The organism is Pseudomonas sp. EA_35y_Pfl2_R111 (genome assembly GCF_963970955.1).
GTDB lineage: Bacteria > Pseudomonadota > Gammaproteobacteria > Pseudomonadales > Pseudomonadaceae > Aquipseudomonas.
Window position 1 is genome coordinate 39,697 of sequence record NZ_CAXAOM010000004.1, and the last position, 18,100, is coordinate 57,796.

Here is an 18,100-nt window from a genome sequence, read left to right on the forward strand (position 1 = left end):
ATGGCCCGTGGGGTTAACAAAGTCATTCTGGTCGGTACCTGCGGACAGGACCCGGAAACCCGCTACCTGCCGAGCGGCAACGCGGTCACCAACCTGAGCCTGGCGACCAGCGAGCAGTGGACCGACAAGCAGACCGGTCAGAAGGTCGAGAAAACCGAGTGGCACCGTGTGTCGCTGTTCGGCAAGGTTGCCGAGATTGCCGGCGAGTACCTGCGCAAAGGTTCGCAGGTGTATATCGAAGGCAAGCTGCAAACCCGCGAGTGGGAAAAAGACGGCGTCAAGCGCTACACCACCGAAATCATCGTCGACATGCAGGGCACGATGCAGTTGCTGGGCGGTCGTCCGGACAACGCCGGTGGCGGTGACTCCGCGCCACGTCAGCAGCGCCCTGCGCCGCAGCGTGAACCACAACAGTCGGCACCACGTCCGGCTCCGCAGCAGGCGCCTCAGCCAGCCGCGGATTTCGACAGTTTTGATGACGATATCCCGTTCTGATCAGCTGAGTTAGCGCTCGATCATGCGTATGCGGCTGATGCTGCTGGGCGGCGGTAATGCGCTGGGGCAGGCTCTGATCCGTCTCGGCGCCGAGGAAGACATTGGTTTTCTCGCACCAAGGCCGCCGGAATCAGGCTGGGATCCTGCCAGCCTGACCCAGTTGCTCGACGACACCCGTCCCGATGCCCTGATCAACCTTGCTTACTACTTCGACTGGTTCCAGGCCGAAGTGGTCAGCGAGGCGCATTTTGCTGCTCAGGAACGCTCCGTCGAACGCCTGGCCGAACTCTGCCAGCATCACCAAATTCGCTTGTTGCAACCCTCCAGTTATCGAGTCTTTGATGGCTCGCGGGTGACCGCCTACAGCGAGAAGGAAGAGCCAGTGCCGCTGGGTGTGCGTGGCCAGGCGCTGTGGCGCTTCGAACAGCGTGTGCGCTCGATCTGCCCGCGGCATGTGTTGCTGCGTTTCGGCTGGTTGCTGGACGACAGCGCCAATGGCTTGCTCGGGCGCTTTCTGGTCCGCGCCTCGCATGATGAACCGCTGCTGCTGGCCGATGACCGGCGTGGCAATCCGACTCCGGTCGATGATGCCGCACGGGTAATTCTCGCCGTGCTCAAACAGCTGGATTGCCAGACGCCACTGTGGGGTACCTATCACTACGGCGGGCATGAGGCGACCACCTCGCTGGCGCTGGGGCAGGCGGTGCTCAGTGAAGCGCGCAATTTCCGTAGCAACCTGGTTGATGAGGTCAGTCCGCAGGCGCACAGTGCGCGCCCGGATGCTGCCGAAGAGCCGCAGCATGCGGTGCTCTCCTGCAAGAAAATTCTTCACACTTTCGGCATCAAGCCGCGTGCCTGGCGCTCGGGCCTGCCTAGCCTTTTGGATCGTTATTACCGCCATGTCTGATTCGCGTCCCGTACTGATTACCGGCGGTGCAGGCTTTATCGGCTCGCACCTGGTTGATGCGCTGCTGGCGCAGGGTTACCCCGTGCGGGTGCTGGACAACCTGTCGATGGGCAAGCTGAGCAATCTGCCGTTGGATAACCCGCGGTTGCAGTTTATTCAGGGCGATGTTGCCGATGCTGTCGTGGTGGCGCAGGCAGTTGCCGGCTGTGTGGCCGTGGCGCACCTGGCTGCGGTGGCCTCGGTACAGGCCTCTGTGGATGATCCGGTGGCCACTCACCAAAGCAATTTTGTCGGCACCCTGAATGTCTGTGAGGCCATGCGCCTGCATGGCGTCAAGCGCGTGCTGTTCGCCTCCAGTGCGGCGGTGTATGGCAACAATGGCGAAGGTCTGGCGATTGATGAAGCCACGCCCAAGGCGCCGCTGACGCCCTATGCCGCAGACAAGCTAGCCAGTGAGCACTATCTGGATTTCTATCGTCGGCAACATGGTCTGGAGCCGGCGATCTTTCGTTTCTTCAATATCTTCGGTCCGCGGCAGGACCCGTCCTCGCCGTACTCCGGTGTTATTAGCATCTTCACTCAGCGTACTCAGCAGGGTTTGCCGATCAGCGTGTTCGGTGATGGTGAGCAGACTCGTGACTTCTTTTATATCGAGGACTTGCTGGCACTGCTGACCCAGGCGTTGACTGCACCGCAGGTGGTGGAAGGTGCGGTAAATGTGGGCTGGAGTCAGGCGGTCAGCCTGAATCAGTTGCTGGCGCAGATCGGCGAGCTCTGCGGCGGCTTGCCTGCGGTGAATTACCAGGCTGCGCGGGCCGGAGATATTCGTCATTCGCGGGCGGATAACCAGCGCTTGCAGGCGCATTATCAGCTGCCGGCGGCAACGCCGATGCGCGAAGGCTTGCGGCGCTTGCTGGCGCAGTCTTGAATTTTCTCCAGACGACAAAAAACCGGCCATTTAGGCCGGTTTTTTATTGCTGGGCTCTTAGAACTTGTAGCCCAGACCGACCATGTAAACAAACGGATCTACGTCAACATCAACCTTGACCTTTTCGCCGCCAAAAGAGGTGGTGCCGGTGGTGTCGATATCGATATAGCGCACCTGGGCGTTGAGCATGATGTTGTCAGTCAGCATGTAGTCCATGCCTACCTGCGCCGCTAGGCCCCAGGAGTCCTTCATGTCCAAGCCGCTGAAGCCTTTGTCTTCCGCTGCACTGCTCAGCTTGGTATCGAAGAACCACGTGTAGTTGATACCTGCCCCCACATAGGGCTGGAAAGCCGAGTTGGAATCCATTGGGTAGTACACCACGCTCAGGGTTGGCGGCAGGTGCTTGAGTTCGCCGAGTTTGCCGTTCAGGCCGGCAAAGCCGCCGGGCATGCCTTTAACGCCGACGTTATGGCTGAACGGCGTGGCCGCCAGCAGCTCGATGCCGATGTTGTTGGTCAGCATATAAGCGAAGTTCAGGCCCAGCTGCGTATCGCTGTCCAAAGTCGCCTGGGTGCCGGCCACGTCAGTGCCCAGGGCACCAACCCAGATGTCACTGCTGCTTTCCTGTGGGTCAACGGTGATAGCACCGGCGCGCACGATGATGTCGCCAGCCTGGTGCGCGTGCGCCAGGGGGGCGGCAATGGCCAGGGCCAGCAGTGAGGCGGTAAACAGTGAAGTACGCATGATGTGCTCCCATAAAGCATCGGTTCGTATTGGCTGAGTACGATGTTAAGGGCGCGAAATAAGTGGCTGTTGATCCAGCTCAATAAAGTAGCTAGCTATCTAAATTTTCTTTATTGGACCATGAGGCTCGACGCTTGCGGCGTTCTGAGGACCACTGTTGACGTAAGGTGGGTTGCTTGAGATGCGTAAGGCAGTTGATAATAGTTCTCTTTATGCACGTTCTGTTAACAAGGAATGCCCCATGATCCCTCTGCCGAAGCGCCTGCTGGCAGTCGCTCTGGTTCTGGCCAGTGCGCCGCTCGCGGCAACCCCACTGGATGCCGCGCTGGATGAAAGCCAGCAACTGGCCGCTGATGCCAAGGCCTCCCAGGCACGCATCGAGCAGCTTGATAACGCCAGCCGGGAGATGCTCACCGAGTATCGCAATGCCTTGCAGCAGGCTGAAGCTTTGCAAGGTTATAACACTCAGTTGCGCGAGCTGGTTGCGGCGCAACGCAAGGAGCTGGCCGGCTATCAGGAGCAGCTCGACGGTATCGAGCGCACCCAGGAAGCGGTGACGCCGCAGATGCGCCGCATGGTCGAAGTGCTTGGTGAATTCATCGCCGCCGACCTGCCGTTCCTGCCCGATGAGCGCAGCGACCGCCTGGCCCAGTTGCAGGATTTGCTACCGCGCGCGGATGTCAGTCTGGCGGAAAAATACCGGCGCATCCTTGAGGCCTATCAGGTGGAGAGCGACTACGGCCGCACCCTGGAAGCCTGGCGCGGTGAGCTGCCGAATGAAGGCACCTCGCGCAGTGTTGAATTTCTCCGCCTGGGCCGCGTAATGCTGTATTTCCAGACCCTCGATGGCCATGAAAGTGGCTGGTGGAACCCGCAAACCCGCAGCTGGCAGGTTCTCGACGGCAGTGCCCGTCGTCCGTTGCGCCAGGCGATTGCGATTGCCCGCCAGGAGCAGGCCCCGGCCGTGCTTGACCTGCCCGTTAAGACCCTGGCGCTGGAGGCCAAGCCATGAATCGTCGTGTTCTCGCTTTTACCCTGGCCCTGCTGCCCGCCCTGGCTGGCGCGGCCGAACCGCTGAGCCCGGATCAACTGCTGCAGCGTATACGCAGTGAGCGTGCGGCTGAAGTCAGCGCCATGCAAGGTCGCGAGCAGGCCTTTATTGCCGAGCGCGGCGAGCGGGCCCAACTGCTGGCCACTGCGCGCAGCGCCCTGGCCACGCAGAAAGCCGAGGCCGAACGGCTGAAGGCCGAATTCGACCGTCAGGAAACCGAGTTGGCCGAACAGGAAAAACTCCTTAGCCAGCGCGCCGGTCACCTCGGCGAGTTGTTCGGTGTAGTCCGGCAGAGCGCCGGTGATATTGCCGGCCAGTGGCAGGACAGCCTGCTCAATGCCCAATACCCCGAGCGCCTGGCGCGCCTTAAGGCGCTAGCCGAAAGCCGTACGCTGCCCTCGGCCGCCGACCTCGATGGCTACTGGATGTTGCTGCTTGAAGACCTCACCGCCAGTGGCCGGGTTGAGCAGCTGCAATTGCCAGTGGTCGCCGCTGACGGCACGCGTGAGTCGCAGAATGTGCTGCGTGTCGGTGCGTTCTCCGCCTATGACGCGGATGCATTCCTGCGTTACGACGCCGATGCAGGCGAGCTGCTGGCGCCGCCGCGTCAGCCATCCGGTCTGGGCCAGGTTGCGGATTATTTGGACAGCAGTGACGCCGTCGCCAGCCTGCCGGTGGACCCAAGCCGCGGCACCTTGCTGGCCCAGTTGCAGCGCGAACCTGGTCTGTGGGATCGCGTACAACAGGGTGGATTGGTCGGCTGGGTGATTCTGGTTCTCGGTGCATTCGGTCTGCTGCTGGCGATCTGGCGCATGGTCTACCTGACTCGTGTGGGCCGTGGCGTCAGTGCGCAGATGCATGATCTCAGTGCGCCGCGTGCGGACAATCCACTGGGTCGAATCATTGGCGTACTGGGGCCTAAACCGCAGTTGTCCGATCTGGAAACCCTGGAGCTCAAGCTCGACGAGGCGATCCTGCAGGAAACCCCACCGCTGGAAAAAGGCCAGGGCCTGCTCAAGCTGCTCAGCGCCGTGGCGCCGCTGCTCGGTCTGCTCGGCACCGTGACCGGCATGATCGTCACCTTCCAGGCGATTACCCAGGGCGGTGGCGGTGATTCGCGACTGATGGCTGACGGCATCTCGCAAGCGCTGGTGACCACCGTGTTGGGTCTGGTGGTGGCGATTCCGCTGCTGTTTCTGCACACCCTGCTGGCGAGCCGCAGCAAGGGCCTGATCCAGCTGCTTGAGCAGCAGAGCGCCGGGCTGATTGCCCTGCACCTGTCCGGGGCGCCGCGTCGTGACTGATTGGCTGGCGCTGTGGTTGCGCCTGGTGGATAGCGGCCATGCCTTGCTCGACTTCATGAGCGCCGGTGGCGTGGTGATGTGGGCGTTGGCCGGGCTGTGTGTGGTGTTCTGGACCCTGGTGTTCGAACGCTTCTGGTACATGCGCCGGGTGTTCCCGGAGTGGGTCAGCGAACGCCGCCAGGCCTGGCAGCAGGTGCTGAGCGACGACACTGGCAACTGGCAGCGCGCGGTGCGCAGTGCCTGGTTGGCCCAGGCGCAGCAACACCTGCTCGGGCCGTTGCGCCTGAGCAAGACCCTGGTGGCGATGTACCCGCTGCTGGGCTTGCTCGGCACGGTCAGTGGCATGGTCGCGGTGTTTGACGTATTGGCCATCAACGGCACCGGTAACCCGCGCGGAATGGCCGCTGGGGTCTGGCAGGCGACTCTGCCGACCATGGCCGGCATGGTATTGGCGATTAGTGGATTGTTCAGCCTGGCGCGCCTCGAACGCGACGCCCGCCGGGCCCTAGAGCGGCTGGCTGACCAGCTGCGTCACGACTGAGACTCAACACATGAGAATGCGCCGTCACCACCAGCAAGACGAAGACACCGGCATCGACCTCACGCCGATGCTCGACGTGGTCTTTATCATGCTGATCTTCTTTATCGTCACCAGCTCCTTTATCAAGGAAGCCGGCGTCGAAGTGCAGCGGCCCCAGGCGGAAACCGCCAGCCCGCAGGACAAAGGCAATATCCTTATCGCTATCACTGCCGATGGGCAGGTGTGGATGGACAAGAAAGTCGTCGACGTGCGCAGCGTGCGTGCCCATGTCGAGCGCATGCGCGTCGACCAGCCGGACGGCGCCGTGGTGGTTCAGGCGGATCAGGACGCGCGTACCGGCCTGGTGGTGCAGGTGATGGATCAGGCGCGCCTGGCCGGTGTGCATGACGTGGCTCTGGCCGCTACGGCGGGAGCGCTTTGATGCGTTTGCCACTGTCCTTTGTCGCGGCCTGTGTGATGGCGCTGGCGCTGTTCGGCCTGATGCTTTACATGGTCGCGCCGCCCAGCAGCAAACCGAGTGAGGAACCGCTGACGGTGGCCAATTTCGTCCGTCTCGACGGCGACTCCAGCGACACCGCGACGCGCACCCGCCAGCAGGCACCGCAACCTCCGCAAGCACAAACGCCGCAAACCCCGACACCTCCGACGCCGATGACGGCCACCCCGAGCGCCAACCTGCCGGCCCTGGACCTGCCGGTGCCGAGCCTGAGCACGGGGATTGCCGTGAATAGCGCGCCGACGCCGAGTTTGACTGGTCTGGCTGCGGGCGCTTCGGCGCCAAGCGCACCGGCCCCGAGCGATGCCGGTGGTCAGCCCGGCGGCCCGGAAAGTGAAGTGATGCCGCTCAACGATGTCAGCCCGGACTACCCGCGCTACGCCTTGCAGCGCGGCATCGAGGGCCACGTGAAACTTGCATTCACCATCAACCGCGCAGGTGCCGTAGAAAACCTGCGCGTTATCGAGGCCAGCCCGCAGAACGTATTTGAACGCGAAGCCCGCCGCGCTGCAGTGCGCTGGCGTTTTGCGCCGCGCACCGAGGGCGGTCTGGCGGTCGCCCGCGAAGCGGTGAAAACCCTGTACTTCCGTCTGGAAGGAGGTCGTTGATATGTATCGTCTACTGTTGCTGATCGCGCTGTGTAGCGCTGGTGCCGCGCAGGCGGCTGGGCAGAGTGTTGATCCGGGCGTGTTTCGCGCGCTGGATACGGCGCAGACCGCACAGAAGAAAGGCGACTACGCGGCCGCGCGCCGCGCTCTGGATGCCGCCAGCGGTGCTCCTGGCAGCCTGGAAGAAGTGCTGCTGTGGCGCAGTCGGGGTTATCTGGCCTGGGCCGAAGGGCAGAATGCCCAGGCTATCGAACTGCTGGAAAAGGTACTGAAAAGCGGCAAGCTGGATGCCGAGCTGCAAGCCGCCGAAGAGCTGAACCTGGCCCGCCTGAACCTGGTCGAGCGCCGCTACGCCAGCGTCGTGACCCTGCTCGCGCCAGATCAGGCCAGCGCCAATGAAGAAGTACTGCAGATGCTGGTGCAGGCCTATCAGGGCCTCGGTCAGCCGGCCAAGGCGCTGCCGTTGGCCGAGCGTTATGTGCAGGCCAATCCGCAGGCCGCCGATAGCTGGCTGCAGTTTCTCGTGGCAATAAATGCGGACGCTAAACGCTACCCAGCTGCCGAGCGCTGGCAGCGGCAACTGCTGGCGCGCCAGCCGAATAACACCCAAGGCTGGCGTCAGCTGGCAGCCCTGCAGCAGTTGAGCGGCAATCACGACAAGTCGCTGGCGACCTTGCGCGCGGCGTACCAGAAGGGTCTGCGCTTCAATGAAAGCGAACTGGACAACCTGGTGCTGCTGGCCGGGGCTGCCGATCAACCTTGGCAGGGCGCCAAGCTGCTCGCCGGGATGCTCGATCAGGGCCTCTTGTCGCGCACCACGGCCCGTGAGGAGCGTCTGGGGCTGCTCTGGTGGCAGGCGCGTGAACGCAGCAAGTCGGCGCAGATCTTTCGCGAACTGGCGCAGCGCTCGGGCAGTGCCAAGCACTGGCTGCACCTGGCCCAGCTGGAGCTGGAACAGGCGCGCTGGCAGGCCGGGCTCGACGCCCTGGCCAACGCCGAACGTGCCGGTGCCGAGCGCAGCAAAGTGCGCGCCTGGCGCCAGTGGGCGGAAAGCGAGTTGAGCTACCAGCGGGAAAAACACGTGGCCAGCGCCGGCTAGTCGATGGCTGGTTTGTAGCGCCCAATAAAAAAGCCAGACCTCGGTCTGGCTTTTTTGTCTCCGGGGCTGCCTAGAATCTGTCCACGATCTCGCGAGCTAGAGCCATGCAAGGCAAAAACAGGTGAGGAAGCGGAGTGTACGAGTTGTACATGAGCATTCCGAACCTGTTTTTAACGCAGCAGGGCCGACGCGCAGCAGGTCGTGGATAGGTTCTTAGCTATCTGGCAGCTCATAGGCATAGATCTTTTCCGCCTCCATCTGATAACCGGCTTCGGCAAGCTCGCTGCTGGTCTGTTCGACCTTGAGCGGGCCCTCAATCCAGAACGGCTGATACAGCGCATCCAGCAGCACACCCAGCTCGCTGGTGACGTGGACGATCTGATTCGACGGCGGTGGCGGCACGTGGATGCACGCGCCGAAGTACGGCACTAACAGGAATTCAGTCACCCGGCCTTCATCGGTGACATCCAGCGGCACGATATAGCCCGGCAGTTTTACCGCTTGGCCATCCAGTGCCTGCACCACTGGGGCGGCCGGCGATTGCTGCATGGCCGCTGGGCCTGCTTCATCCTGTGAGCCGGCCAGGGCGTCTGCCAGCTGCGACAGGTCATGGATTGGCGCAGGTTCAGTGACTTGCGGCGGTGCATCAGCGGGGACCATTTCCGACCAAGTCAGCTCGCGCACCTCGGCAGCCGCCAGCGGCAGGGCCAGGGTGAACAGCAGAGTGGCGAGCAGGGAGCGGTGCATGCAGAAAGCCTCATAAGCGGATCGATAAGCCATCGGCCAGGGATTGGCGATACGCACGCCAGGCCGGTACACAGCCCATCAACAGGGCGGCGCTCAGGATAGCGCCGAGCAGCGTCCACTCATAGCGGGTCGGCAGATTCAGTGGCAGGTACAGGCCGTAATTCGCCTGCACATAGCCCTGCGCCCCGGCGATGCCCAGGTACAGCAACAGCAGGCCGAGCAGCACGCCGGCCAAGGCCAGGGCAAAGGCCTCGACGATCAGCAGGCTGGCGATATGCCAAGGCCGGGCGCCGACCGAACGCAGAATCGCCATCTCCCGGCGGCGCTCGTTGAGGCTGGTGAGAATCGCCGTAAGCATACCGATAAGCCCGGTCAGCACGACGAACAGTGAGACCACGAAAAGCGCTTTCTCGGCGGTGCCCATCAGGCTCCACAGCTCCTGCAAGGCCACACCGGGCAGGATCGCCAGCAGCGGCTCGCCGCGAAACTCGTTAATCTCGCGTTGCAAGCTGAAAGTGGCGATCTTGCTTTTCAAACCGAGCAAGACGGCCGTGATCTGCTTGGGCTGTAGGTCCATGGCCCGCGCTTGTTCGGCGCTGACCTTAGCCGCGCCGCGTGCCGGCATGCCGTTTTGCCAGTCAACATGCAGGGCTTCCATGCCGGCAAGCGAGATATGCAGGGTGCGGTCCACCGGGGTGCCGGTACGGGCGAGGATGCCGACTACTTTAAATGGCTTGTCATCATGTTTGACCAGGCTGATGGTGGCCACGCCATGGGCTAGTACCAGTTCCTGGTCGAGCTGGTAATTGAGCGCTTGAGCCACTTCGGCGCCGAGCACCACCTCGAACGGGTCATCGGTAAAGGCGCGGCCGCTGCTCAGCTGCAGTTGTTGAGTGCGCGCATAGCGGTAGTGCTCGAAATATGCAGGACTAGTGCCCATTACCCGGTAGCCGCGGTGTGAGTCGCCGAGGGAGATCGGGATGGCCCACTTGACCTGACGGTGGTCGGCGAAGTGCTCGAAGCTTTCCCAGCGGATATTGTTGGTCGCGTTACCGATGCGAAACACCGAATACAGCAGCAGGTTTACGCTGCCCGAGCGTGCGCCAACAATCAGGTCGGTGCCGCTGATGGTGTTGGCAAAGCTGGCGCGAGCTTCGGTGCGCACCCGCTCGACCGCAAGCAACAAGCACACAGAGAGTGCGATGGCGAATACGGTGAGCAGAGCGGTAAAGCGGCGGTTGCCCAGGCTGGCCAGGGCGAGACGCAGTAGATACATCGTTAAATCTCCGCGAGGCGAGTAGCTTTGTTCAGCTCGGCGAGCGACAGGCTGCGGTCGAATAAGCGCGCCAGGCTCTGGTCGTGGCTGACAAATAGCAGGCTGGAACCGGCCTCGCGGCATTCGGCGAACAGCAGTTCGAGGAAGGCTTCGCGGGCGTCGGCATCCAGTGCCGAGGTGGGCTCGTCGGCGATTACCAGCTCCGGCTGGCCGATCAGTGCGCGGGCGGCGGCGACGCGTTGTTGCTGGCCGATCGACAAGTCTCCGGCGCGGCGCTCAAGCAGGCTGGCCTCATTCAGTCCCAGGTGGGCGAGTAGGGCGGCGGCGGCGTTATCCACGCTGCCATGGCGCTGTACCGCGCGGCTGGCGCGCAGTTTGGAGAAGTGGCAGGGCAGTTCGACGTTCTCGCGCACCGAGAGAAAAGGCAGCAGGTTGAACTGCTGGAAGATATAGCCGGTGTGATCGACGCGGAAGCGGTCGCGGGCGCCGGCCGACAGCGAGCTCAAGTCCTGCTCAAGCAGGCGAATCGTCCCTCGATTGGGCTTATGTACGCCGCCGAGCAGGCCCAGCAGGGTGGTCTTGCCGCTGCCGCTGGGGCCTTTGAGAAATAGGCTTTCGCCGCGCTGCAGGGTGAAACTATCGATATCCAGCAGCTCGGGTTGGCCGGGCCAGGCAAAGCCGAGGTTGGACAGGTGGATCAGGGCTGGACTCATGGGAGAACTCGTTTGGCGCGTAGGATGGATCGGGGCGCGTAGCTGACGCTCTTTTCATCCCCCACAAAATTGCAATGGTGGATGGGTGAAGCGTCGGCTGCGCGCCCCGATCCACACTACGTTAAATCGGTAAATCAGAAACTCAGGGTCGACTGCGCGGGCGTCAGTTCCAGGCCCTGCTGGCCGTTCGGGCCGATCAGTTGTACCTGAATTTTCTCGGCGGCGGGGAAGCGCTTGAACAGTTCGCCCAGATCAAGCTGTTTCAAGTCTTCAGGCTTCTGACAGTCGAGGCTGTAGTGCGCATGGACATCGCTGTGCTCGCTGTCTTTGGCGTGCTCGTGGTGTTCTTCATGTTCATGCTCTTCGTGCTTATGCTCAGCGAATAGCGGGCTTTCCAGCTCCTGCTTGCTGATCTGGCAATCGCCCGCGCTCAGGCCGAACAGCGCCTGCGGTTGTTCCAGCTGGCTGCGTGCAGCAGCAACCTTGGCCTTGTCGGCGGCGCTCTTGGCGGCATGTTCGAAGCCCACTATGTTCATCGCCGGGCTGTCCAGTTGCAGCTCCAGCATCTTGCCGTCGAGCACCACATTGAGCTGCGCCGCGCCATGCTCGTGGGCATCCAGGCTGCCGTGCTCGGCGTGATCATGCTCGTGGTCGTGTTCATGGCTGTGTTCAGCAGCAATGGCAGCAAAGGGCAATAGGGCGAAAGGTAGGGCAAGTAGCAGGCGGCGCATGGCGGTCTCCGGTCGGAAATAATTACTTGTTACGTTATAACAACTTTATGGTGTGCATGACCAGCCTTCCTTGGCGACCTGCTGCGGACGTGGGAGCATGACGGCTGATTAGCTGAGGGCAGAATGATGGTGCGAATTCGTGGGCAGATCGGCGCCTGGCCGGTGGATCTGACGGTTGAGCTGGATGCGCAGGATTGGGCGCAGCTGGCCCAGCACATTCCCCTTGAGGCGGCGCCTGCGCCGGCAGCAGCTGCCGCGCCTGTGGCCAACGATGCCTTGTGGCAGACCACGCTGGAACTGTTGCGCCAGGCCGGGCAAATCGAAGGGCCGCAATTACTCGGGCAACTGGCCGGGCTGGCGGGCGGGGAGGCGGCGGGCAAGCGCCTGCTGGTACGCCTGCGCCATTGCGCGCAGGTACGAATGGAAACCGGCGTCGATGCGCCGATCTATCACTGGATTGGCTAAACCGCGTCGATGGGGATTACCCATCGACGGTTGTGGCAATCAGTAAATCGCTTGGTACAGCTTGCGCCGGTAGGCGGTGACCAGCGGGTGATCATTGCCCAGCAGGTCGAAGACTTGCAGCAGGGTCTTGTGCGGCAGGCCGTCGGCATAGCTACGGTTGCGGATAAACAGCTTGAGCAGGGCATCCAGCGCCGGCTCGTAGTGCTGGCGCGCCAGTTGCTGGATGGCCAGCTGGTAGCTCGCTTCATCGTCGTCGGCGTTCTGCGCCAGGCGGGTCTTCAGGCTGGCAACATCTGGCAGTTCGGCTGCCTGGCGTAGAAAGGTTAGCTGCGCGCGGGCACCCGCCAGGGCCTGTTTATGTTCATCGCCTTTTACCGCGCCCAGCACTGCTTCGGCTTCGCCCAGCTCGCCACGTTCGGCCAGGCAGCGCGCATAGAGAATCAGCGCGGCAGCGTGTTCATTGTTTTCTGTCAGCAGCACCTTGAGCACGGCTTCAGCATCGGCAAAGCGGCCTTCACTGAATAGTGCCTGCGCCGCTTCCATTGGGTCGGCGGCTGCCGGTGCCGGCTCGGCCACATGCGGCTTGAGCATTTCGCGAATCGCCGACTCGGGCTGCGCACCGGCAAAACCGTCGACTGGCTGGCCATTCTTGAACAGCACCACGGTGGGCAGGCTGCGGATGCCGAAGCGCGCAACGATGTCCTGCTCGATATCGCAATTGACCTTGGCTAGCAGCAGCTCGCCGTTGTATTCCTCGGTGATCTTCGCCAGCAGCGGCATCAGCGCCTTGCACGGTGCGCACCACTCGGCCCAGAAATCCACCAGCACCGGCTTCTGGAAAGAATTCTCGATCACCAGCTGTTCGAAGCTGGCGCTGCCTGCGATATCAAAGATGTAAGGGGAGTCGCTCATGGTCGGTCTCGGCGGTGCGAAAAATGGGATGGACTATAAATGCGGCCTTGGTCTGGCGGATACAAGGGCGGCTAACTGCGTTCGGCGTGGTACAGGCTGACATGGCGAAACTCCGCCGGCTCAGCCAGATCCGGCCAGGTACAGGCTTCCAGTACACCTAGCCGCTGATACAGCGGATGCTGAAAGTCGCGCACCCGCGAATCTGCCACCAGCGCTTCACGTCCGCGGCTGAGGAATTGGTCAAGCAGTGGCAGATTGGCGCGGTCGTAGAGCACGTCGGCGACGATGATCAGGTCGAAGCGATCCGTCTCGGCGAAAAAGTCTGTGGAATAACTCAGCTCTATATCGTTTAACTCGGCGTTGGCCTGGCAGGAGGCTATCGCCAATGGATCAAGATCGCAGGCCACCACTTCTAGCGCGCCGGCTTTGGCTGCAGCAATCGCTGCGACGCCGGAGCCCGCACCGAAGTCCAGCACGCGCTTGCCGCGCACCCACTCGGGGTGCTCGGCCAGCCAGCGCGCCAGCACCAGGCCGCTGGCCCAGCAGAAGCTCCAATAGGGAGGATCTTCAAGGATCAGGCGGGTTTCTTCCGGGCTGAAGCAGCGGTCCATGTTGGCTGGGTCGATCAGCCATAGCTTGATCGCGGTGCCGGGCAGGGTCTGCGCGCTGAGCTGGGCGTCACCCAGCAGCTCGCTGAGCGCGGCCTGCAGCTCAGCCGGAGCTGTCATGGCGCCGGCACCAGACGCAGCTCGCCGAGAGCCTGGGTTTCGCCGCGGGCAATCGGTTGCTCGGGCAGGCGCAGAATCAGCCGGCCGGCTTGGTTGGCACGGCCATGCAGTTCGATGCGCAAATGCTTGTTGAAGGTTTCCGGGTTGAATGGCAGGCGAAACGCCAGCGGGTTGCCGGTGCCGCGCAGCTGGATATTGCCCAGCAGCGCCTGCGGCCGGCCGCGCTCGTCGACCGCCAGCAGGGCCAGCTCGACATCCGCCTCATTGGGCACATTCAACAGGCTGCCGCTCAGCTCACGCTGATAGGCCGGCAGTGGCGCTGCTTCGGCTGGGGCTTGAATCGATGCGGGCGGAATGGGTTTGGCGAGCGGCGGGCTGTCGCTGGCGCAGGCGGTCAGCAGAGCGATCAGGCTCAGTAAAATCAGCGGTTGTAACGGCATAGTGGCTTTCATCGTGGGTATCAGCTCCGCTGGTTTGCATGGGCGCCTGTATACCGCAAACTCATCGGCTTGTCTTGCCTGCGGGATGCGCTACCATGGCGGCTTCGCGTCTAAGGCTAGACCCATTTATGCACTGTCCTTTCTGCGCCGCCAATGACACCAAAGTGATCGACTCGCGCCTGGTTGCCGAGGGTGAGCAGGTGCGTCGTCGGCGTGAATGCCTGGCCTGTGAAGAGCGCTTTACCACCTTCGAGACCGCCGAGCTGGTGATGCCGCGCCTGATCAAGCAGGACGGCAGCCGCCAGCCTTTCGATGAAGACAAGCTGCGCGCCGGTATGCAGCGTGCGCTGGAGAAGCGTCCGGTGAGCATCGAGCGGCTGGAAGCGGCCATCGCCCATATCAAACACAAGCTGCGCGCCGCTGGCGAGCGCGAGATCAAATCGCTGGTGTTGGGCGAACTGGTGATGGCTGAGCTGCAGAAGCTCGATGAGGTGGCCTATATCCGCTTTGCCTCGGTGTACAAACGCTTTCAAGACCTCAACGAGTTCCGCGAGGAAATCGACCGCCTGTCCCGCGAACCTGTCAAAGGTTGACGATGAATTCCGATCACGCCTTTATGGCTCGCGCGCTGGAGCTGGCCCGTAAAGGCCTGTACTCCACCCATCCCAATCCGCGCGTTGGCTGCGTGATCGTTCGTGATGGGCGAATTGTCGGCGAAGGCTGGCATGCCCGCGCCGGTGAACCGCATGCCGAAGTGCATGCGCTGCGCCAGGCAGGCGAGCAGGCCCGTGGCGGCACCGCCTACGTCACCCTTGAGCCTTGCAGCCATCATGGGCGCACGCCGCCCTGTGCCGATGCGCTGATCAACGCTGGCGTCGCCCGCGTGGTGGCGGCTATGCAGGATCCCAATCCGCAGGTCGGCGGTGATGGCCTGTTGCGTTTGATGCACGCCGGTATCGCGGTGCAGAGCGGCGTGCTCGAGGCTGAGGCGCGTGCGTTGAATGCCGGCTTTATCAAACGTATGGAAAAGGGCGTGCCGTTTGTGCGGGTCAAGCTGGCGATGAGCCTAGATGGGCGTACCGCCATGGCTAGCGGCGAAAGCCAGTGGATTACCGGGCCGGCCGCGCGCGCCGCAGTGCAGCGGTTGCGTGCGCGCTCCAGCGTGGTATTGACCGGTGCCGATACGGTGCTGGCCGATGATGCGCGTTTGACCGTGCGCCCTGATGAGTTGGGCCTGGGAGCGGAACTGAGTGCCTTGGCCCAAGCACGGCCACCATTGCGTGTGTTGGTTGATGGACGTTTGCGCGTGCCGCTTAGCGTACCGTTCTTCCAGGCCGGTGCTGCCATGGTGGCGACCTGCGCCGCCGCTTCGGCGCGTGATCGCTATCTGGACGATGGACACGAACTATTGGCCGTGCCTGGCAGCAACGGGCATGTTGACCTGCGCCGGTTGCTGGTCGAGCTGGCCAGCCGTGGTGCTAACGAAGTGCTGGTGGAGGCCGGTCCGCGTCTGGCCGGGGCGTTCGCTCGCCTTGGTCTGGTGGATGAGTATCAGCTGTTTGTGGCGCCCAAGCTGCTGGGTTCCAGCGCGCGGCCGCTGCTCGACCTGCCGTTGGCGCGGATGGCCGATGCGCCCGCGCTGAAAATTGTCGAGATGCGCGCAGTCGGTGATGACTGGCGGATTATCGCAGTGCCACAGCCGGCTGTTTGATCGGTCGCTATTCACGTGGTCGCTTGGCCATGCAGAGCGCGGGCGATTTGTGGTAAAACGCGTCTCGGCTGCGCAAGTAGCCGTAACGTTCTCAGGGCGGGGTGTAATTCCCCACCGGCGGTAATGGCTGCAAAGCCTAGCCCGCGAGCGCTTGCCAGGTGGTGTAAACCGCCGAGCGAGGTCAGCAGACCCGGTGTGATTCCGGGGCCGACGGTTAGAGTCCGGATAAAGAGAGAGCGGGATTGCCTCAACCAGGCGCGTTCAGGCGTGCCTCGAAATCCCTATCGATCAAACATGCCCTGTTTTTTTATAAAACAGGAGTTGGTCTAGATGTCTGATTTTTATTCCGTGCCCCAGGCTTCTGGCGTTGTTCGCCAGTGCTTTGCTGTGGGCGAAATGAAGGGGGTGGCATGTTTACCGGCATAATCGAAGCCATTGGCAGCATCCGCGCGCTGACGCCCAAGGGCGGCGATGTGCGGGTGTATGTGGCGACCGGCAAGCTCGACCTCGCCGACGTCAAGCTCGGCGACAGCATTGCGGTCAACGGCGTGTGCCTAACGGCCGTGGAGCTGCCGGGCGATGGTTTCTGGGCCGATGTCAGCCGCGAAACCCTGGCGCATACCGCCTTTATCAGCTTAAAAGCCGGCAGCAAGGTCAACCTGGAAAAAGCTCTGACGCCCACCAGCCGCCTCGGTGGCCATCTGGTCAGCGGACACGTCGATGGCGTTGGTGAAGTCATCGCCCGTGCCGATAACGCCCGCGCCGTGCAGTTCACCATTCGCGCGCCGCGCGAGTTGGCCAAGTACATTGCCCACAAGGGCTCGATCACCGTCGATGGCACCAGCCTGACCGTCAACGCGGTCAACGGCGCCGAATTCGAGCTGACCATCGTGCCGCATACCCTGGCCGAGACCATCATGGTCGACTATCGCCCTGGCAGTCAGATCAACCTCGAAGTGGACCTGCTGGCCCGTTACCTGGAGCGCTTGCTGCTCGGTGACAAGGCCGCCGAGCCGAAAGCCTCGGGCATGACCGCAAGTTTTCTCGCCGAACACGGCTACCTGAACAAATAAGGAATCGCCAGCATGGCTCTTAACAGTATCGAAGAACTGGTCGAAGACATCCGCGCCGGCAAGATGGTCATCCTGATGGATGACGAAGACCGCGAGAACGAAGGCGATCTGATCATCGCTTCCGAGTGTGTAACCGCCGAGCACATCAATTTCATGGCGCGCTTCGCCCGTGGCCTGATCTGCATGCCGATGACCCGCGAGCGCTGCGAAGTCCTCAAGCTGCCGTTGATGGCGCCGCGTAACGGTTCCGGTTTCGGCACCAAGTTCACCGTTTCGATCGAGGCCGCTGAAGGCGTGACCACCGGTATCTCAGCCGCCGACCGCGCGCGCACCGTGCAGGCCGCTGCGGCCAAGCACGCGAAGGCCGATGATATCGTCAGCCCCGGGCATATCTTTCCGTTGATGGCTCAGCCTGGCGGCGTTTTGGCACGGGCCGGCCACACCGAAGCGGCCTGCGACCTGGCGCGCATGGGCGGTTTTGAGCCGAGCGGGGTGATCTGCGAAATCATGAACGACGACGGCACCATGGCGCGTCGCCCCGAGCTGGAAGTGTTCGCCGCCGAGCACGGCATCAAGATCGGCACCATCGCTGACCTTATTCATTACCGCTTGATGCATGAACGCACGGTTGAGCGTGTCAGCGAACAGGTGCTCGACACCGAGTTGGGCCAGTTCAACTTGGTGACCTATCGCGATGGCGTCGAGGATACGGCGCATATGGCCCTGACCTTAGGCGCTGTGTGCGCTGAAGAGCCGACCCTGGTGCGGGTGCACAACATGGATCCGCTGCGCGATTTGTTTCTGGTCAATCAGCCGGGCCGTTGGAGCCTGCGTGCGGCCATGGCCGAAGTGGCCAAGGATGGCAGCGGCGTGGTGCTGCTGCTAGGCAATCCGCTGACCGGGCCTGAGCTGCTGGCTCTGTTGGACCGTCAACAACCGGCCAGCCCGACCACCTACAGCACCGTCGGTGCCGGCTCGCAGATTCTCCGCGACCTTGGCGTGCGCAAGATGCGCCTGATGAGTTCGCCGATGAAGTTCAATGCGATATCCGGTTTTGACCTGGAAGTTGTAGAATACCTGCCCTCCAAATAATCCCAAGGGTCGCCACTGGCGGCCCGGCTCTTTAAATAG

The 18,100-nt window shown here is 62.6% G+C and carries 22 protein-coding genes and 1 riboswitch; of the genes, 14 read left to right on the forward strand and 8 right to left on the reverse strand.

Annotated elements, in window-relative coordinates:
* The 3 genes from AACY25_RS15660 to AACY25_RS15670 are packed head-to-tail and all read left to right on the forward strand — an operon-like array spanning window position 1 to window position 2,330.
* Window positions 1-495: a single-stranded DNA-binding protein gene (locus tag AACY25_RS15660; RefSeq protein WP_275962031.1), complete on the forward strand. Its 495-nt coding sequence runs from the start codon at window positions 1-3 to the stop codon at window positions 493-495.
* Between the two features lie 22 nt (window positions 496-517).
* Window positions 518-1,402 (forward strand): sugar nucleotide-binding protein, encoded by an 885-nt coding sequence (locus AACY25_RS15665; RefSeq protein WP_339525748.1) that lies wholly within the window; start codon window positions 518-520, stop codon window positions 1,400-1,402.
* Window positions 1,395-2,330 carry an NAD-dependent epimerase/dehydratase family protein gene (locus AACY25_RS15670; protein ID WP_339525751.1) on the forward strand — a complete coding sequence of 312 codons (936 nt, stop codon included), beginning with the start codon at window positions 1,395-1,397 and terminating at the stop codon, window positions 2,328-2,330. Before AACY25_RS15665 ends, AACY25_RS15670 begins: the two co-directional genes overlap by 8 nt.
* 57 nt (window positions 2,331-2,387) lie before the next feature.
* Here AACY25_RS15670 and AACY25_RS15675 read toward each other — a convergent pair whose 3' ends face one another.
* On the reverse strand, window positions 2,388-3,074 hold the full coding sequence (locus AACY25_RS15675; protein WP_339525753.1) for an OmpW/AlkL family protein: 687 nt from the start codon (window positions 3,072-3,074) through the stop codon (window positions 2,388-2,390).
* Between the two features lie 241 nt (window positions 3,075-3,315).
* Between AACY25_RS15675 and AACY25_RS15680 the strand changes: the two genes are divergently transcribed.
* Genes AACY25_RS15680 through AACY25_RS15705 form a run of 6 tightly spaced genes read left to right on the forward strand, consistent with a single transcriptional unit; the run spans window position 3,316 to window position 8,173 of the window.
* Window positions 3,316-4,086 (forward strand): DUF3450 domain-containing protein, encoded by a 771-nt coding sequence (locus AACY25_RS15680; RefSeq protein ID WP_339525754.1) that lies wholly within the window; start codon window positions 3,316-3,318, stop codon window positions 4,084-4,086.
* Window positions 4,083-5,429, forward strand: a complete 1,347-nt coding sequence (locus AACY25_RS15685) for a MotA/TolQ/ExbB proton channel family protein (protein WP_339525755.1) — start codon at window positions 4,083-4,085, stop codon at window positions 5,427-5,429. The genes AACY25_RS15680 and AACY25_RS15685 overlap by 4 nt, the downstream gene beginning before the upstream one ends.
* Window positions 5,422-5,970: a MotA/TolQ/ExbB proton channel family protein gene (locus AACY25_RS15690; protein ID WP_090377279.1), complete on the forward strand. Its 549-nt coding sequence runs from the start codon at window positions 5,422-5,424 to the stop codon at window positions 5,968-5,970. The genes AACY25_RS15685 and AACY25_RS15690 overlap by 8 nt, the downstream gene beginning before the upstream one ends.
* Before the next feature lie 10 nt (window positions 5,971-5,980).
* Entirely contained in the window at window positions 5,981-6,391 is a 411-nt protein-coding gene (locus tag AACY25_RS15695; protein ID WP_090255761.1) for an ExbD/TolR family protein, read from the forward strand.
* Window positions 6,391-7,074, forward strand: coding sequence for an energy transducer TonB (locus tag AACY25_RS15700; RefSeq protein WP_339525756.1), 684 nt, complete (start codon window positions 6,391-6,393; stop codon window positions 7,072-7,074). Before AACY25_RS15695 ends, AACY25_RS15700 begins: the two co-directional genes overlap by 1 nt.
* A 1-nt stretch (window position 7,075) precedes the next feature.
* On the forward strand, window positions 7,076-8,173 hold the full coding sequence (locus AACY25_RS15705; protein ID WP_339413125.1) for a tetratricopeptide repeat protein: 1,098 nt from the start codon (window positions 7,076-7,078) through the stop codon (window positions 8,171-8,173).
* A 213-nt stretch (window positions 8,174-8,386) separates the two neighbouring features.
* Here the strand turns inward: AACY25_RS15705 and AACY25_RS15710 are convergent, their stop codons facing one another.
* The 4 genes from AACY25_RS15710 to AACY25_RS15725 form a co-directional block, all read right to left on the reverse strand.
* The gene (locus AACY25_RS15710) at window positions 8,387-8,920 is read right to left on the reverse strand and encodes a DUF3299 domain-containing protein (protein WP_339413126.1); all 534 of its coding nucleotides are present in this window, start codon (window positions 8,918-8,920) and stop codon (window positions 8,387-8,389) included.
* A 10-nt stretch (window positions 8,921-8,930) separates the two neighbouring features.
* Window positions 8,931-10,196 (reverse strand): ABC transporter permease, encoded by a 1,266-nt coding sequence (locus AACY25_RS15715; RefSeq protein WP_339525757.1) that lies wholly within the window; start codon window positions 10,194-10,196, stop codon window positions 8,931-8,933.
* A 2-nt stretch (window positions 10,197-10,198) separates the two neighbouring features.
* Window positions 10,199-10,909, reverse strand: coding sequence for an ABC transporter ATP-binding protein (locus tag AACY25_RS15720; protein WP_339525759.1), 711 nt, complete (start codon window positions 10,907-10,909; stop codon window positions 10,199-10,201).
* Between the two features lie 134 nt (window positions 10,910-11,043).
* Entirely contained in the window at window positions 11,044-11,640 is a 597-nt protein-coding gene (locus AACY25_RS15725; protein WP_339525761.1) for a DUF2796 domain-containing protein, read from the reverse strand.
* 126 nt (window positions 11,641-11,766) lie between these two features.
* On the opposite strand from AACY25_RS15725, the gene AACY25_RS15730 reads away from it, so the two are divergent.
* Complete coding sequence (locus AACY25_RS15730; protein ID WP_339526276.1) at window positions 11,767-12,105, forward strand: hypothetical protein; 339 nt, start codon at window positions 11,767-11,769, stop codon at window positions 12,103-12,105.
* A gap of 39 nt (window positions 12,106-12,144) precedes the next feature.
* Here the strand turns inward: AACY25_RS15730 and trxA are convergent, their stop codons facing one another.
* From trxA to AACY25_RS15745, 3 genes are all read right to left on the reverse strand, one after another.
* Entirely contained in the window at window positions 12,145-13,017 is an 873-nt protein-coding gene (gene trxA / locus AACY25_RS15735) for a thioredoxin (RefSeq protein ID WP_339525762.1), read from the reverse strand.
* A 71-nt stretch (window positions 13,018-13,088) separates the two neighbouring features.
* Window positions 13,089-13,745, reverse strand: a complete 657-nt coding sequence (locus AACY25_RS15740) for a class I SAM-dependent methyltransferase (RefSeq protein WP_339413132.1) — start codon at window positions 13,743-13,745, stop codon at window positions 13,089-13,091.
* The gene (locus AACY25_RS15745) at window positions 13,742-14,185 is read right to left on the reverse strand and encodes a YbaY family lipoprotein (protein WP_339413320.1); all 444 of its coding nucleotides are present in this window, start codon (window positions 14,183-14,185) and stop codon (window positions 13,742-13,744) included. The genes AACY25_RS15740 and AACY25_RS15745 overlap by 4 nt, the downstream gene beginning before the upstream one ends.
* A 128-nt stretch (window positions 14,186-14,313) precedes the next feature.
* Between AACY25_RS15745 and nrdR the strand changes: the two genes are divergently transcribed.
* The 4 genes from nrdR to ribBA all read left to right on the forward strand — a co-directional run bounded on the left by nrdR (window position 14,314) and on the right by ribBA (window position 18,061).
* On the forward strand, window positions 14,314-14,778 hold the full coding sequence (gene nrdR, locus AACY25_RS15750; RefSeq protein ID WP_339525764.1) for a transcriptional regulator NrdR: 465 nt from the start codon (window positions 14,314-14,316) through the stop codon (window positions 14,776-14,778).
* Between the two features lie 2 nt (window positions 14,779-14,780).
* Complete coding sequence (gene ribD, locus AACY25_RS15755) at window positions 14,781-15,896, forward strand: bifunctional diaminohydroxyphosphoribosylaminopyrimidine deaminase/5-amino-6-(5-phosphoribosylamino)uracil reductase RibD (RefSeq protein ID WP_339525765.1); 1,116 nt, start codon at window positions 14,781-14,783, stop codon at window positions 15,894-15,896.
* Between the two features lie 83 nt (window positions 15,897-15,979).
* A riboswitch (FMN riboswitch) is annotated at window positions 15,980-16,138 on the forward strand.
* A 168-nt stretch (window positions 16,139-16,306) separates the two neighbouring features.
* Entirely contained in the window at window positions 16,307-16,969 is a 663-nt protein-coding gene (locus AACY25_RS15760; protein ID WP_304868113.1) for a riboflavin synthase, read from the forward strand.
* Between the two features lie 12 nt (window positions 16,970-16,981).
* Window positions 16,982-18,061: a bifunctional 3,4-dihydroxy-2-butanone-4-phosphate synthase/GTP cyclohydrolase II gene (ribBA, locus tag AACY25_RS15765; RefSeq protein ID WP_339525766.1), complete on the forward strand. Its 1,080-nt coding sequence runs from the start codon at window positions 16,982-16,984 to the stop codon at window positions 18,059-18,061.
* Window positions 18,062-18,100 lie beyond the last annotated feature (39 nt).

What these genes read in the sequence shown, in the direction of transcription:
- AACY25_RS15660 (WP_275962031.1), top strand. Translation starts at nt 1, where the DNA reads ATGGCCCGTGGGGTTAACAAAGTCATTCTGGTCGGTACCTGCGGACAG.
- AACY25_RS15665 (WP_339525748.1), top strand. Translation starts at nt 518, where the DNA reads ATGCGTATGCGGCTGATGCTGCTGGGCGGCGGTAATGCGCTGGGGCAG.
- AACY25_RS15670 (WP_339525751.1), top strand. Translation starts at nt 1,395, where the DNA reads ATGTCTGATTCGCGTCCCGTACTGATTACCGGCGGTGCAGGCTTTATC.
- AACY25_RS15675 (WP_339525753.1), bottom strand. Translation starts at nt 3,074, where the DNA reads ATGCGTACTTCACTGTTTACCGCCTCACTGCTGGCCCTGGCCATTGCC.
- AACY25_RS15680 (WP_339525754.1), top strand. Translation starts at nt 3,316, where the DNA reads ATGATCCCTCTGCCGAAGCGCCTGCTGGCAGTCGCTCTGGTTCTGGCC.
- AACY25_RS15685 (WP_339525755.1), top strand. Translation starts at nt 4,083, where the DNA reads ATGAATCGTCGTGTTCTCGCTTTTACCCTGGCCCTGCTGCCCGCCCTG.
- AACY25_RS15695 (WP_090255761.1), top strand. Translation starts at nt 5,981, where the DNA reads ATGAGAATGCGCCGTCACCACCAGCAAGACGAAGACACCGGCATCGAC.
- AACY25_RS15700 (WP_339525756.1), top strand. Translation starts at nt 6,391, where the DNA reads ATGCGTTTGCCACTGTCCTTTGTCGCGGCCTGTGTGATGGCGCTGGCG.
- AACY25_RS15705 (WP_339413125.1), top strand. Translation starts at nt 7,076, where the DNA reads ATGTATCGTCTACTGTTGCTGATCGCGCTGTGTAGCGCTGGTGCCGCG.
- AACY25_RS15710 (WP_339413126.1), bottom strand. Translation starts at nt 8,920, where the DNA reads ATGCACCGCTCCCTGCTCGCCACTCTGCTGTTCACCCTGGCCCTGCCG.
- AACY25_RS15715 (WP_339525757.1), bottom strand. Translation starts at nt 10,196, where the DNA reads ATGTATCTACTGCGTCTCGCCCTGGCCAGCCTGGGCAACCGCCGCTTT.
- AACY25_RS15720 (WP_339525759.1), bottom strand. Translation starts at nt 10,909, where the DNA reads ATGAGTCCAGCCCTGATCCACCTGTCCAACCTCGGCTTTGCCTGGCCC.
- AACY25_RS15725 (WP_339525761.1), bottom strand. Translation starts at nt 11,640, where the DNA reads ATGCGCCGCCTGCTACTTGCCCTACCTTTCGCCCTATTGCCCTTTGCT.
- AACY25_RS15730 (WP_339526276.1), top strand. Translation starts at nt 11,767, where the DNA reads ATGGTGCGAATTCGTGGGCAGATCGGCGCCTGGCCGGTGGATCTGACG.
- trxA (WP_339525762.1), bottom strand. Translation starts at nt 13,017, where the DNA reads ATGAGCGACTCCCCTTACATCTTTGATATCGCAGGCAGCGCCAGCTTC.
- AACY25_RS15740 (WP_339413132.1), bottom strand. Translation starts at nt 13,745, where the DNA reads ATGACAGCTCCGGCTGAGCTGCAGGCCGCGCTCAGCGAGCTGCTGGGT.
- AACY25_RS15745 (WP_339413320.1), bottom strand. Translation starts at nt 14,185, where the DNA reads ATGCCGTTACAACCGCTGATTTTACTGAGCCTGATCGCTCTGCTGACC.
- nrdR (WP_339525764.1), top strand. Translation starts at nt 14,314, where the DNA reads ATGCACTGTCCTTTCTGCGCCGCCAATGACACCAAAGTGATCGACTCG.
- ribD (WP_339525765.1), top strand. Translation starts at nt 14,781, where the DNA reads ATGAATTCCGATCACGCCTTTATGGCTCGCGCGCTGGAGCTGGCCCGT.
- AACY25_RS15760 (WP_304868113.1), top strand. Translation starts at nt 16,307, where the DNA reads ATGTTTACCGGCATAATCGAAGCCATTGGCAGCATCCGCGCGCTGACG.
- ribBA (WP_339525766.1), top strand. Translation starts at nt 16,982, where the DNA reads ATGGCTCTTAACAGTATCGAAGAACTGGTCGAAGACATCCGCGCCGGC.